This window comes from Rothia sp. HMSC069C03 (assembly GCF_001811075.1).
In the GTDB taxonomy this organism is placed as follows: Bacteria; Actinomycetota; Actinomycetes; order Actinomycetales; family Micrococcaceae; genus Rothia; species Rothia mucilaginosa.
Genome location: NZ_KZ627138.1, coordinates 172,433 through 186,498 on the forward strand (window position 1 = coordinate 172,433; position 14,066 = coordinate 186,498).

Annotated in this window: 7 protein-coding genes and 1 tRNA gene; 2 read left to right on the forward strand and 6 right to left on the reverse strand. The window is 62.2% G+C overall.

Annotated features, from left to right (window positions below; all coding sequences use genetic code 11):
• Positions 1 to 249: 249 nt before the first annotated feature.
• Positions 250 to 5,853 carry a DEAD/DEAH box helicase gene (locus HMPREF2779_RS06470; protein ID WP_105361124.1) on the reverse strand — a complete coding sequence of 1,868 codons (5,604 nt, stop codon included), beginning with the start codon at positions 5,851 to 5,853 and terminating at the stop codon, positions 250 to 252.
• Between the two features lie 148 nt (positions 5,854 to 6,001).
• Here HMPREF2779_RS06470 and HMPREF2779_RS06475 point away from each other — a divergent pair, with 148 nt between their 5' ends.
• A complete protein-coding gene (locus tag HMPREF2779_RS06475) occupies positions 6,002 to 6,589 on the forward strand; it encodes a malonic semialdehyde reductase (RefSeq protein ID WP_070685303.1) in 588 nt (195 codons plus the stop codon).
• 163 nt (positions 6,590 to 6,752) lie between these two features.
• Here the strand turns inward: HMPREF2779_RS06475 and HMPREF2779_RS06480 are convergent, their stop codons facing one another.
• From HMPREF2779_RS06480 to HMPREF2779_RS06500, 5 genes are all read right to left on the reverse strand, one after another.
• Complete coding sequence (locus HMPREF2779_RS06480) at positions 6,753 to 7,682, reverse strand: DUF4232 domain-containing protein (protein WP_070685305.1); 930 nt, start codon at positions 7,680 to 7,682, stop codon at positions 6,753 to 6,755.
• Between the two features lie 2 nt (positions 7,683 to 7,684).
• On the reverse strand, positions 7,685 to 8,005 hold the full coding sequence (locus tag HMPREF2779_RS06485) for a 2Fe-2S iron-sulfur cluster-binding protein (protein ID WP_070685307.1): 321 nt from the start codon (positions 8,003 to 8,005) through the stop codon (positions 7,685 to 7,687).
• Positions 8,006 to 8,287: 282 nt separating this feature from the next.
• Positions 8,288 to 9,562, reverse strand: a complete 1,275-nt coding sequence (locus HMPREF2779_RS06490; RefSeq protein WP_233992304.1) for a cell wall biosynthesis glycosyltransferase — start codon at positions 9,560 to 9,562, stop codon at positions 8,288 to 8,290.
• Entirely contained in the window at positions 9,562 to 11,157 is a 1,596-nt protein-coding gene (locus HMPREF2779_RS09315; RefSeq protein ID WP_105361125.1) for a DNA repair protein, read from the reverse strand. The genes HMPREF2779_RS06490 and HMPREF2779_RS09315 overlap by 1 nt, the downstream gene beginning before the upstream one ends.
• A 399-nt stretch (positions 11,158 to 11,556) precedes the next feature.
• Positions 11,557 to 11,632, reverse strand: a tRNA-Arg gene (locus HMPREF2779_RS06500).
• A 500-nt stretch (positions 11,633 to 12,132) separates the two neighbouring features.
• On the opposite strand from HMPREF2779_RS06500, the gene HMPREF2779_RS06505 reads away from it, so the two are divergent.
• Positions 12,133 to 13,983 (forward strand): phosphoenolpyruvate carboxykinase (GTP), encoded by a 1,851-nt coding sequence (locus HMPREF2779_RS06505; protein ID WP_070685313.1) that lies wholly within the window; start codon positions 12,133 to 12,135, stop codon positions 13,981 to 13,983.
• Positions 13,984 to 14,066 lie beyond the last annotated feature (83 nt).

Below are 14,066 nucleotides of genomic sequence, written 5' to 3' on the forward strand. Positions count from 1 at the left end.
CCGATGTTTGGTTATGTGCTCCAGGGCGAAGGTGCCGTGGACATCCGGGCGGTTATTCCTCCGCTATGCCGCTTGCGACGTGGTGGACTCCGGGAACACCACCTGGTTCGTGAGTAGGGAAACATAATGCCCCGTACCCCCCCCTTCCGTGAGGGTGCGGGGCATTATGATGCTCAGGTTGAGATTGAAGAAATAATTTAATCTGAGCCTAAGCTTGAGGTTCTGCCCAGTCTAAGGATTCTGCCCAGCCTAAATGGAACGGCGCAGCGACAGGCCGCGAACCGTCGCGTAGAACCCCTGCGCCTGCAGTGCTGCACGCAGCGCCTCCACCGGATGCTCCACAACCTCGCCGCCGGATGCGCCCAGCTTGGATGTGCTCACCGTGTGGGTGCCCAAAAGCTCCACATCGTTGACCTTCTCCACCGAAATCTTCTCCGCACCACCGGCGGACACCAGGCGCGCCAGGGCGGGGGCCGCCGCCTCCAGAAGTACCGGGTCGGTGGTGAAAGCCAGCAGGGTCTTCGCGCCACGCTCCACATACAGCACCGGTGCGCCGTCCACCAGCACCACGCAGGCACCCGCCTTGCGTGCCGGACGGTGCTTTACGGTGCCCTCGCCCTCGTGTGCAAAGGAGGGAATCGCGGGCCAGCTCAGCGCCGCACCGTACGGGTTCGCCGGGTCGGTCGCCGCCAACAGGGTCACCGTGAACGTGCCGTACACCTGTTCCGTATCGGTACGCTGCGGTGTGTAGGCGCTGGCACCAAACCCCTGTGTCGCACCAAAACCCTGTGGACCTGCGGGAACACTGAGGCTATCGGCGGTAGAACGCAGCAGGTCCACCGTCGCGGGGGCGGCAAACTGCGCCGCACCCAAACCCTCAATAAAATAGCCGCGACGCACCAGCGCACGATCCTCAGCCGCCGAATAAATCCGGTACAGCTGCGAGAACCCGCCGGCAGAATCCTCCACCTGCAGACACCCGCGAGTCAGCACACCGTAGCGGTCCAGCAGCAGGTCGGCGCGTGCGAGCGCCGCAACCGTCGCCTCCACCGGCTCCTGCAGGAGCGTGTCCACGCGCGAGAAGCGACCGCTATCCTGCGGGGCAACGGCGGGAGTGGCGCCATGGAACCCGCCGCGGAGGGAATTGTCTCGCAGGGAACGCAGACCGCGCCCGGCGGCAGGCGCAGAGTAGCCGCTGGAACCATAACTATCAGCGCCGTAACCGCCCGCCAAGCCGTTACCCATGGAGGCGCGCGCTGCCGCAATACGACCCGCACCGCGGCGACCCACCCGCGACAGACGCGCAGGGGCTGCCGGAGTCGGATGCGCACTGCGGACGCCCGCAAGCATCGCCCGAACCGGCGCGAAACTATCGTTCGTCACCGCACCAGCCCACACCAGGCGCCACAGCGCCGCCGAAACCTCCGCCGCATCCGGGAAAGTCACCACCTGACCGGCAGGTGCCGCGGCGCTCATCAGCTGCGCCACCCGCTCACGCAGAGCCGGCACAAACAGGCCGCCGTGAGCCAGCGCCTCATAGATGGCGTGCTCCAGCGTGCCCGGATCCTGCAGCGCCTCCCAAAGCTCCGGGTTCTCCACGCGCAACAGCTGCTCCGGGTAGTCCTCACCCAGAGTCAGCGAGGAACTCTCGCTCAAATGCAGGCGAATCCAGCCGTCAGACTTCTGCGCGCTACCGCCGCCGAGCTGCCCGGCGCCGGTGAAGAACACCCTGCCGCTCGCCATAAGCTCGTCCAGCATGTGCGGCTGGTAGCCGGGCACGCGCGCCGGAAGAATCAGCGTCTCCAGTGCGGAAGCCGGTACGCGCACACCCGCCAGCTGGTCGATAGCAGTGAGCAGATCCTCCGTGGCGGAGGCCGAATCTTGTCCCGTATGTTCCGCTCCGTCCTCTGCCGCCGAGCCGAGGGGCGCCACCCTCTCGCCCACCACCGTGGCGGCGCGGCGGGAGGGCATGAACGCACCGTAGGCGCTCGCCTCCGGCAGGGTCTGCGCAACCCGCACGGATAAAGAACGAACGTTCTGCCATGAGGGTAGGAAAGCGCCATAGACCTGCGCCGATACCGGCTCAATCTCCTCACGCAACGCCGCCAGAGAACGGGCACGAATCGTGCGCAAAACCTGCGCATCCACCCACTCAACACCGGCAGACCCCAAAGCACGCAGCACCTCGGGCAGAAACTCGCCGGAGCTCAGACGGCGCTGCTGCTGAAGACGCTGCAACACCGGAATCAGCACGCCCACACCAACCGGGGTCAGGCGCGAAAAATGCTCCGCCGCCTGCTGTGCCGTAAAGGGAATATGGGTGCGCGCATAGCGAGAGACCAGATTCTCTAAAGGCTCCGCGACCGGCTCCAAAAGGGCTACAGGAAGCGCCGCGGCGGGCATAATGCCCAGCCCATCGCGTAGGCGCGCGGCATCCTCAACCACCGCATAGTACAGCTGCGGCTCGGCGGAACCGTCGGCAGCTCCCATGAACGAGAACACACGGCGCGAGCGCACCAGCTCTTCCGCCAGCTCACGCGCCTCAGTCGTGCTGGCGTGCGCGCCGTACTCCTCGCCGGACTCTTCGCCGTAGTTTTCAGAATCCTCGGACTCGCCGAAATCTTGAGAACCGTGTGCCGCAGATTCAGTCCGCGGGTTGTCAGCCCGCAAGCGCAGACTCAACTCCCGCGCGCTCAACGGACCCAGCTGACGCAAAAGATCCGCCACGCCCTCCACGCCGCAGGCGCGGTAACGCTCACCCGTGCGCTGCAGACGCTGCTGAGTCTGCACCAGAACCGCCGGATCCAGCAGGTCACGCAGACCGCTCGACCCCAGCAACTCAGCCAGCAACGCCGGGTCCAGCGACAGCGCGGCGGCGCGACGTTCGGCGGCGGGCGCATCGCCGTCGTAGAGGTGCTCGGCAACGTACTCAAAGAGCAGGGTTCGTGCAAAAGGCGAAGGGTCATTCGTCTCAACCTCCAGCATGGATACCGCCCGGGACTGCAACGAACGGTGCACCTGAACCAGCGCCGGAACATCGTACACATCCTGCAGACACTCGCGCGCCGTCTCCAAAAGCACCGGAAAATCAGGGTACTTACGCGCCACATCCAGCAGCTGCGCCGCACGCTGACGCTGCTGCCACAGCGGGGTGCGCTTACCCGGATCACGGCGCGGCAACAGCAGGGCACGCGCCGCATTCTCACGGAACCGAGACGCAAAAAGTGCGGAATCGCCCACGCGTTCGGTGACAATCGCCTCGAGCTCATCCGGGTCGAAAAGGAACAGGTCAGCGCCGGGTGGCACATCCTCCATGGCGGACAGACGCAGAATCAAGCCGTCATCACTCGCCATGACGGAGGCGTCCACCCCGTACCGCTCCTCGATGCGGGCGCGTACCGCCAGTGCCCAGGGTGCGTGCACCCCGTAGCCGAGCGGTGAGTGCAGGACCACGCGCCAATCGCCCAGTTCATCGCGGTGCCGCTCCACAATCATGCGGGTGTCGGAAGGGACCGCCCCGGTGGATTCGCGCTGCTCACGCAGGTAGGCGAGCAGATTATCGACCGCCCAGGTGTCCAATCCGAGCTGTTCGAGCTGCAGGCGGGCGGCGGCGCTATCGGTGGCGTCCAGGCTGGAGAGGGCGCGCGTGAACGTACCCGTCTGCACGCCCAGGGCGTAGGGGCGACCCATGCGGTCGCCGTGCCAGAAAGGCAGGCGCGCGGGCTGACCGGGTGCGGGGGAGACCCGCACCGCGTCGTGCGTAATTTCTTCGATGCGCCAACTGCTCGCGCCGAGGGTGATGACCTCGCCGGCGCGAGATTCGTACACCATTTCTTCGTCGAGCTCACCCACACGCTTGGGGCCGCGCTCCTCGTCGCCACTGACCAGGTAGACGGGGAAGAGCCCGCGGTCGGGAATCGTGCCGCCACTGGTGACGGCGAGGCGTTGCGCACCCGGGCGGCCCTCAATACTGCCGGAGGGCGCCTGTTCGGTGGGGGTGCGATCCCAGATGATGCGCGGGCGCAGTTCGGCGAACTCGTCGGAGGGGTAGCGTCCGGCAAGCATTTCGAGTACGGAGTCGAAGAGGGCGCGCGGCAGTTCGGCGTAGGGTGCGCTGCGGCGTAGCGCCTCGTACCAGGAGTCCACGCTGATGGGGCCTAATGCGCAGGCGGCGACGGTCTGCTGTGCGAGTACGTCCAGGGGGTTGGTGGGGATGGCAAGCGGCTCGAGGGTTCCGCTGCGCATTCCGGCGAGGGTGACGGTTGCGCCGAGCAGGTCGCCGCGGTGCTTGGGGTAGAAGAATCCGCGCGAAATTTCGCCCACGCGGTGCCCGGCGCGGCCCACGCGCTGCAGTGCGGAGGCAACCGAGGGAGGGGCAGCCACCTGGATTACGAGGTCCACGTGGCCCATGTCGATGCCCAGCTCCAGGGAGCTGGTGGCGACCACGCAGCGCAGGGTTCCGCCCTTGAGCGCCTCCTCGATGAGGGTGCGCTGTTCCTTGGACACGGAGCCGTGGTGCGCGCGGGCAAGCGGCGGCACCTCGGTGATGTCGCAGATGCCTGCCGTGTAGTCTTCTGGGTCGATTCCCTGCTGTGTGAGGAAGCGGCGCAGGTGAATATCGTTGAGTGCCGCGGTGAGCTTTTCCGCTAGTCCACGCGAATTAACGAAAACAATCGTAGAACGGTTGTTCTCAATATGGTCGACGATGTGCTCCTGCACACGCGGCCAGATGGAGGTCTCGAGGCGCTCGCTATCGGGGGTGTCTCGCAACGTCTTTTCGTGCAGTGCCCCTTCTCGCAATGCCTCTTCCGAGATGGAGAGGGTGTTTTTGGGTGCGGTGTTATCGCCCTGTCGCAACGGGTTTGCCTGCCCGGTTTCTTGCGCGGGTTCCTGTGCTGGGTTTGCCTGCCCGGGGAATACGCCAATGGCATCTTCGAGCGTGTAGGGTGCGCTTGCCGGGATGTCTACGGCGCTAGAGATAGGCTGTGCCGCGCCCTGCGGCGAGCCGGCAGAAGCGGAGTGTGCAGCCCCGCCGCCTGGCGCCTCCGAGGGTGCGTATTCCGAGGGTGCGTATTCTGACGGGGCGTAGAGTCCTTGCCCGTAGTCGTTGGCGCCTCCGAGTGCCGCCATATCGGGTACGGGCACGCTCAGGCGCAGGTCCCATTCTTTGGCGACTGGGCGGCTCATGATGGTTACCGGCTGAATGCCGCCGAGGAACCGGGCGACCGCCTCCGGGTTTTCGACGGTTGCGGAGAGCCCAATGCGCTGTGCGGGCTTTTCGAGGAGCGCGTCGAGGCGTTCGAGGGAGACCGCCAGGTGTGCGCCGCGTTTGGTGGCGGCGAGGTTGTGAATCTCGTCCACGATCACGGTGGTGACGCCCGCGAGGGTGTTGCGGGCGGCGCTGGTGAGCATGAGGTAGAGGGATTCGGGGGTGGTGATGAGAATGTCGGGCGGGTTGCTGATGAGTTGGCGGCGTTTGCGTGCGGGGGTGTCGCCGCTGCGCACGCCCACGCTGATGTTCGGTTCGCCCGTGTTGTTTCCGCTCAGGCGCGTGATTCCGGTCAGTGGTGCGCGCAGGTTGCGTTCGACGTCGGCGCCGAGTGCTTTGAGGGGTGAGATGTAGAGGATGCGCGTGCCGCCTGCGGTTCCGGCTTCGTGTTCGCGGTGCAGGGCATCGAGTGCCCAGAGGAAGGCGGCGAGGGTTTTACCGGAGCCGGTGGGGGCGATGATGAGGGTGTTGTTGCCGTTGCGGATGCTCTCCCAGGCGCCTTCTTGGGCGGCGGTGGGTGCGCTGAAGGTGGCGCGGAACCAGTCGCGTACGGGGGCGGAGAAGTGGGAGAGTGCGTCGGTCATGTATCTATTATGGCGGGGTTTATGGTGTGCGCCTCTTGAATTGTTGGGGGTTGGGGGAGGAAGATGTGCTTGACAGTGTCTCTACAGAGTATGTAATGTTTTACTTGTAAAGTAATAGACCGAGGGAACAACCCAAAGGAGCCTCACCATGACCCGCCTGACCGAAGAACAGCTCATCAGCCTCTTCCACGAGCCGCGCACCGTCTCCTCCTTCACCGAGGAACCCGTCACCGACGAGCAACTGCGCCGCATCCAGGAACTGACCTTCTACGGTCCCACCGCCTTCAACAACCAGCCCCTGCGCATCACCTGGGTCAAGAGCCCCGAGGTACGAGAGCGCCTCGTCGCACACCTGGTAGACGGCAACAAGGCTAAGACCCAGGCGGCACCGGTGACCGCAATCCTCTCCGCAGACGCGAACTGGGTAGAGCACGCCGACACCTTCAACCCCAACGCTGCCGGCTTCATCAAGGGCTTCTATACCACCGAGGAGCTTGCCACCCCCGCCGCTGAGCTGAGCGCTCACCTGCAGGCAGGCTACTTCATCACCGCAATCCGCGCCCTCGGCCTGGACGCTGGCCCCATGACCGGCGCAGACTTCGCCGGCATCAAGAAGGAATTCTTCGCGGACAACGCAGAGATCCCCTTCCTAATCGTCAACATCGGCCACGGCGAGGCTCCCGCATACCCGCGCGGTGCACGCTTCAGCCACGATGAGGTTGCTCGCTCTCTCTAAGAGCGCGCGCTACGGTATAGCTAAAGCTAAACCCTAGATTTAGGCTATATAGATAGTTCGAGGGCGGTTCCCCATCGCGGGGGAACCGCCCTTGAACTATATGTGCACAAGCGAACTATAGGTGCACACAACGTGCCTGAGTATTTACATCTGCAACGCCGCGTTAGCGAGCACCAAACTGACCCACCGACAGCTGCGGAACAGACGAGGAGCAAGCGGCCGTATCCAACGGAACGATCACGCCACCGGAACCGGAGGGAAGACCCACCAGGAAGCCCTGAACCGGTCGGCTACCGCAATCGTCACCGAAGCGTGCCGGGTACACCGAACGCAGTACCGCGGTGGTGCTATCGCCGGGGTTGAGGGTCACACCCGCAGGGTTCATGTACTCACCGGAGGTGGAAGCCTCACGGCCAACCCAGGTGCCGGAAGGACCCGCATGCACCACACGCGGGTAGCCGCGCAGGGTGCAGGAAGAATCCGAAGAGTTCTGGAAGTACAGGGTGTAGTTTCGGGCGCCGGGGGAGCCTTCTCCCACAGCAACCGAAATGTTCAGGTCATCCAGATCGCACTGGGTCGGGCCCTCAGCAACAGTATTGCTGGAGGACCTAGAGGACTTCTCCGAGGAACCCGAGGAGTTCGAGGAATTGGAAGAATTCGATGAGTTACTCGAAGAGTTAGAACCTGATCGTGAAGATGAGTTCGAGCTCTTCTGAGTTTCCTGCTGAGAATCTGCAGAGTCGTCTGACTTGTTCTGATCGGAACCCTCGTGGGAGGACTCAGAAGAATGAGAGTCAGAGTTCTGCTTCGACTCGCGAGTCTGGGTGTGGGAAGAAGACTCGGAGTGCTCAGAGGAAGAGCCGTGGTTCTCCGCCTCGGGGGAGTTCACCACGGTAATGGAGCCCGGGGTCACCGATGAGGTAGCCCCGTCAGAGGCTACTCGAATCGTGCCGGGTTTGACCGAAGCCGAGGCACTCGGTTGTGACGAGGTGCCTTCGGCTTCCTGACCGGCCTGGGACGCGCCGCATCCACTGAGCGCGAGCACGCAGCAGAGGAGGGTGGTTGATGCGAGTACCTGAGCCGATTTGAACATAGTTACATCGCCGCCTGCATTTGAATCGTTGCTCCATCCATACCGGGGGCGTACTCGACCTGGCAACACAGGCGGGAGTACTCGTTGGCGACATCGTCAACCATGTCGAGCAAATCCTGCTCAGCTTCGGTACGTTCACCGGAAGCTTCGAAGTGCTCGGGGTCGATGAAGCCGTGGCAGGTAGCGCAGGATGCGTTACCGCCACAGGTTGCGAGGACCGGCACACCGTTAGCCTGGAGGGCTTCCAGGAGGGTGTGGTGGTCTTCCCACTGAATGTCGTAGTTTACACCTGCTTCGTCAGTAACCTTAATCGTTACGCCCATGCGTTCTCCTTCTTCTGTAGTGATGCGTTTCTATTGTAGGGGTAGGGGCTGTTATTCACCGTACTTTGTGGTGCATTCCCAACCCTACCGTCACGCATATCACGGGAACGCATATTAATTTTTATGCTTAATAGCATGTCTGTATTGTCCCTAGTCTACCTCTTAAATCCTTGATAACGCAGGATATAGGCAAATATGAATACTGCCCCCAGATGCAAAGACATGCTGGGGGCAGTATAAAGAACCGGTTGAAGGTGAGAGTGCCTACGTATCGGCGGGATGCTATTCTGCGGGCTTCTGCTCAGCCGTGTTTGAGTCTTCCTGCGGGTCGTTACCTGGCGGATTCTCGGTGTTGCTTTCAATGTTCTGGGAACCCGCCCGCCCGGAACCGCGCACAATACCGCGTACACTATCGCGCGGATCAGCGTAGCGCAGGTCGATACCGAAGGTATTGCGGATCTGGCGTGCCGAGTTCAGGTGCCAGCGCTGCGAATCTGAGGGGGTCACGGAGGTGACCGCCTTCTGACCCGGAGCCAGCTTCTCGTGGCGAATGTCGTAGTGCTTACCGCCCATGGTGATGGTGAAGCCGTGCTCCTGCAACAGCTGCACGAACGCATCCACATCGTGCGGGATCTTGCGGCCGCGCTGCCTCTTTGTACCGCTCATCCTCGGCTGCGACTCGAAGGGGTTGCGGCTGGGCGCGGTGCCGCGACTAATACGAATTACCTGCTGGTCGGAGTGCGAGAACTCCACCTGATAGCCGTTGAGCGAGTACACGGTGCGGCTACTGCCGGGAATCGGGCGGCGGTCCTCGGCCTCATCCAGGATGCGGGCAATGTACTCGCCGGTCAGGCCGAGTACCTTCAGCTGTGCCTGAGCATCGGGGGAGAGCTGGTAGCCTCCAGCGAGAGCCTGCAGCGGGCGTAGCGCGAGCACCTCGGCGGTCAGGGGGTTGAGCACCACCTGGTAGCCTTCCTCTTCATGCGTGTAGAGGGTGACTTCGCGGCCGTAACGGTTCTCTTGCGCGCTTTCTTGAACCACTGTGCTTACAGGGGATTCGATGATGTCCAGTAGCAGCTCGTAGGTGAGCCCGTGGCGCATCATGTAATCCATCACGCCGGGGAGCACGCCGTAGATGCGGCGGCGCGGCGGCACGTCACCGTAGAATTCTTTCTCGATGCGCGCGGCAATACGCTGGTTCTCCAGCGGCACCTCGGTCAGCGGAATGAGGCGCTGGTTGGAGGGGCGAATCTTGGCGCGTGCGGCGGCGGGCTTGGGCGCCTGACGGTATGCGTCCACGAGTGCCTGCTGCTGCTCCATGAATTCCTGGGCAATGAGCGGTAGGAGAGTGAAGTAGAGCTCTGCCGCTTCGGGCTTGAGCGCGCCGTTCTCATCGAGTAGGGACGCGCCGTCCTTGGAGAGCAAATCCCACGGCTTATCGCTTGCACTGTTCTCTTCGGAACCCTGATTATCCCGGTAGCTATAGGCGGCGAGGGAGGCAAGCTCCTGCAGGCGAACGTACACCTCAAGAGGAACGGTGATCTGCTTAGCGGACATTATTTCTCCTCCTCGGTGGTGTTTTCTGCCTGGGCTGCCTTATCTTCCGCCTGCTTTGCCAGGGTGTTGCTGAGCTCCTCGAGCTGCACCTTGCGCAGGTTCTCCGCGTGCAGAACATGGAAATCCGGGGTCTTCGCCAGGGCAAGAACGGTCCGCTCATCGGGCGAAACCGCAATCTCCAGGCCCTGCGCCGCGTAGATACGTGTCCAGCCTTCAGCCATGCGCACGCTCTCGGGGCTGCTCAGCGCCTGAAGCATTAGATCGAAAACGAACGGCGGGTTCTTCTTCAGGAAGGTGCGGGCGCGCTCGCTGAATTCGAGTTCCAGGGCGTTGAGCGAGGTGTATTCGCCCTGAGCCAGGGATGCCTGTGCCGCCTCGTTGTAGTCGGCGTCGTATTCGTCAATGACGGTAATAATTTCTGCGGAGGCGGTGTTCACATCAACGCGGTAGTCGTCGTGCGTGAAGCGGATGGTCCAGTCGTTGATGCGTTCCGCTTCGCCTTCGCGCAGGATGGTGCGCACGAGCTCTTCGCTAATGTTTTCGCGTTCGAGGCGGGCGCGCAGGCTCGGGCGCAGTCGGTAGCTGCGTTCACGGTCCTCGGAGGTAATGGAGCGAGGTGCGGCGGCTACCGGTTCTGCTGCCGGAGTGCTCGGGGCGGGTGCGGCAGGCATCGATGCACCCGGTTCCGGTGCAGCGGGCTTCGGCGTGCTCGGCTTGGGAGCTGCGGGTGCGCCCGGTAGGGACTGGCTGAGTACGGGCAACTCCTCAACAGGCGCCTGCTCGCTAGATACTGCCATATGGGTAGCTTCTGCGACTTCGGCAGCCTGTTGGCGGGCACGCAGACCCTCCAGGTACTCTTCGATGCGCGGCGGTCGGTAGGTTAGCGTGGACTTGCGGAACATACCGGGGGAGGGAGCACCGGGAGTCGGTGCCGCAGGCTTCGGCACAGCGGGCTTGGGTGCTGCAGGTTTCGGTGCAGCGGGCTGGGGTGCTGCGGGAGCAACCGTGGCCGGCGTCGGAACCGTCTCTCCTGTAGTCGCCTCTGCGGGTGCCTCCACAGGCGCTTCTTCCGGCACGCTGGGAGCCGGGGTGGGTGCCTGTGCCGCGCGGGCGGCAAAGAGCGCGGGGGAGGGCGCCGGTTTCGGGGCTGCAGACTTGGGCGCAACAGAAGCGCTCACTTCCGCGTCCTCAACTACTGCAGGTTCGACGGGGCTAGTTTCAACCTCAGTCGTAGGCTCTACAGTATTTTCAGCTGACTGCTCTTGCAGCTCACCCTGTTCCTCATCAACAGGCTCTTTCTCACCGCGACGCAGGGCGGCAACGAGTTCCTGTCGGGAAGTATAAGGAATGATTTCCTCGGGCGAATCGATATATCGCGGGAAATTCTCGTAGAGAATCCTCGCCGCGGCCTCAAAGAGCTTCTCCGCGGTGGTGTTGGCGGCGGGTGCGCAGGGGCAGAGGAGCTCCTGGCGCTGCGCGTCGTAGAGGGACCAGTGGGCGCATCGTTCGGTGGGCGGGAAGTAGTCGAGTGTTCCCAGGTCGGCTATATCGATGAGTGCACCTATCAGGGACTGCGGAATGGATAGCTGTGCCATAGTGCTCCTTTGCGTTGTCTACTCTCCAACCTATGCGTGGAGGGTCCTCTATCCATCCTAGGCGTTTTTTGGCGGGTGTGCCCCGGAGCACGTCATCTGGGAGCATAAATCTGCGGATTCACAGGTTGGGGCGCTTTTGGATGCGGTTTTTGGCACGGATGGGGCAGCGTCAGGTGGTGGAGCGTCCTTGCTGCACCTAGCTAGAGCCTGCGGCGTGTCGTGCTGTAGCGTGTCGTACTGCAACATGTCGTACTGCGCGGTGGCTTGAGCTCTGCCCGGGGCTTGTGGCTGAGCGTTTTCTGCGCGCTTGTTCCCCAAAGACATCTTCCCGGGCGTGTCTTCCGGGGCATGTCTTCTGGGCATACAAAAAATCCCCGGTTCCGAAGAACCGGGGATCGGTGGTGCGCCCGAAGGGATTCGAACCCCCAACCTTCTGATCCGTAGTCAGATGCTCTATCCGTTGAGCTACAGGCGCATGTTCCTCGCTTCGGATTTCTTCAACCCGTCGCGGCAACAGGTACTACTATACGGATGTCATTAGAGGTGTGCAAGCCGAAAAACTCGAAATTTGCCCAAAATCCCCTCCGCAGGAATCGAAAGTGCCCCGTTTTACCGCATGATTCCGGGGTTTTTGTGCTCGCAAAATTTTTTCAAAATATTTTCTCGGCACCCTAAAACCGGCGCTGCAGGTCCCTGAAATCCCCCGGATGATCCCGCCGTAAGCCCTAAAAATTCTTTACAGAAATCCTCTCGTACTCTAAGAATGTGATGCGCAGAACGTAAGAAATGGCGTTATAGAAAGCTCTACAGACCATTAATGCGTTATTCTGTAAGCATCACGAGGAAGTGGAGACTGTCCAAGCGTGCATATTCACGATTATTTGCACGCTTGTAGTGTTTAACTGCTTCTTTGTTACCGCAGACCTAACCGGATCAACGTAGTATCCGGGCCACCGATTGAAGGGGAAAACGTCAATGGCTGACACCTCAACTCGTACTCTCTCTGCTGAGCTCGAAAAGGAGCTGCAGAGCGCACCCACTACCCACCAGGGCCTTCTGGATTGGGTTCGCGAAGTTGCGGCCCTGACCCAGCCCGCACACATCTACTGGGTCGACGGCACCCAGGAAGAATATGACCGCCTGGCACAGGAACTGGTTGACGCCGGTACCTTCGTTCGTCTCAGCGATCACGAATTCCCGAACTCTTACGCAGCTTTCTCCGATCCCGACGACGTTGCACGTGTCGAGGAGCGCACCTTCATCTGCTCCGAGACTGAAGAAGGCGCAGGCCCGACCAACAACTGGCGTGACCCCGTCGAAATGAAGCAGACCCTGACCGGTCTTTTCGAGGGCTCCATGCGCGGCCGCACCATGTACGTCATTCCCTTCGTCATGGGCTCCCTGAAGGCTAAGAACCCCAAGATTGCTGTTGAGCTCAGCGACTCCGCATACGTTGTCTGCTCCATGCGCATCATGGCAACCATCGGTAAGGACGTTCTGGCCAAGCTGAACGAGACCAACGGCTTCTTCGTCAAGGCTCTGCACAGTGTTGGTGCACCCCTGGAGCCCGGTCAGGAAGATGTTCCCTGGCCCTGCAACCCCGAGAAGTACATCGTCCAGTTCCCTGAGACCCGCGAAATCTGGTCCTTCGGCTCCGGCTACGGCGGTAACGCACTGCTCGGTAAGAAGTGCTACGCACTGCGTATCGCATCCGTTATCGGTCGCGACGAGGGCTGGATGGCAGAGCACATGCTCATCCTGAAGGTCACCAACCCCGAGGGCAAGGTTCGCTACATCTCCGCAGCGTTCCCCTCCGCATGTGGCAAGACCAACTTCGCAATGATGGAGCCCACTATTGACGGCTGGAAGGCTGAGATGGTCGGCGACGACATCGCATGGATCGAGTTCGACGAGAACCACCAGGCACGCGTGGTCAACCCCGAGGCTGGCCTGTTCGGCGTGGCACCGGGCACCGGTTACTCCACCAACCCGAACGCTATGAAGGCTATCGCCAAGGGCAACACCATCTTCACCAACGTTGCACTGACCGACGACGGCTCCGTCTGGTGGGAGGGCAAGACCGACGAGGCTCCCGCACACCTGATTGACTGGACCGGTCAGGACTGGACCCCCGAGTCCGGCCGCCCGGCAGCTCACCCGAACTCCCGCTTCTGCACCCCCGCATCCCAGGTCGACATGCTCGCTCCCGAGTACTACGACCCCGAGGGTGTGCCGCTGAGCGCTATCGTTCTGGGCGGTCGCCGTAAGACCACCATCCCGCTGGTTTCCGAGTCTGAGAGCTGGGAACAGGGCGTCTTCCGCGCAGTTACCCTCTCCTCCGAGACCACCGCGGCTGCTAAGGGTGCTGTCGGCGTGATTCGCCGCGACCCGATGGCAATGCTGCCCTTCATCGGCTACAACGCTGGTGACTACTTCAAGCACTGGCTGGACCTGGGCAAGAAGCACGGCACTGAGAACATGCCGAAGGTCTACTACGTCAACTGGTTCCGCCGCACCCCCGACGGTGGCTTCGCATGGCCCGGCTTCGGCGAGAACTCTCGCGTTGTGAAGTGGATCTTCGACCGCCTCGACGGCAAGGCTGGCGGCCAGGAGACCTTCCTGGGCACCGTTCCCACCAAGGAAGACCTGGACCTGAGCGGTCTGGAAATCTCTGAGGACGAGCTGAAGGCTGCTCTGGCTGTCTCGAAGGAAGAATGGGCTGCTGAACTGCCCGGCATCGACGAGTGGCTCGAGAAGTTCGGCGACAAGCTGCCCGCTGAGGTTCGCGAACAGCGCGACGCTCTGGCAAAGGCCCTGGAGGACTAATCCTTCGAAGGAACTAAAACTCTTCGCTGAGCCGTATGGTTGAGCATTTGGAAGGGGCGGAATCTCTCGGTGAGATTCCGCTC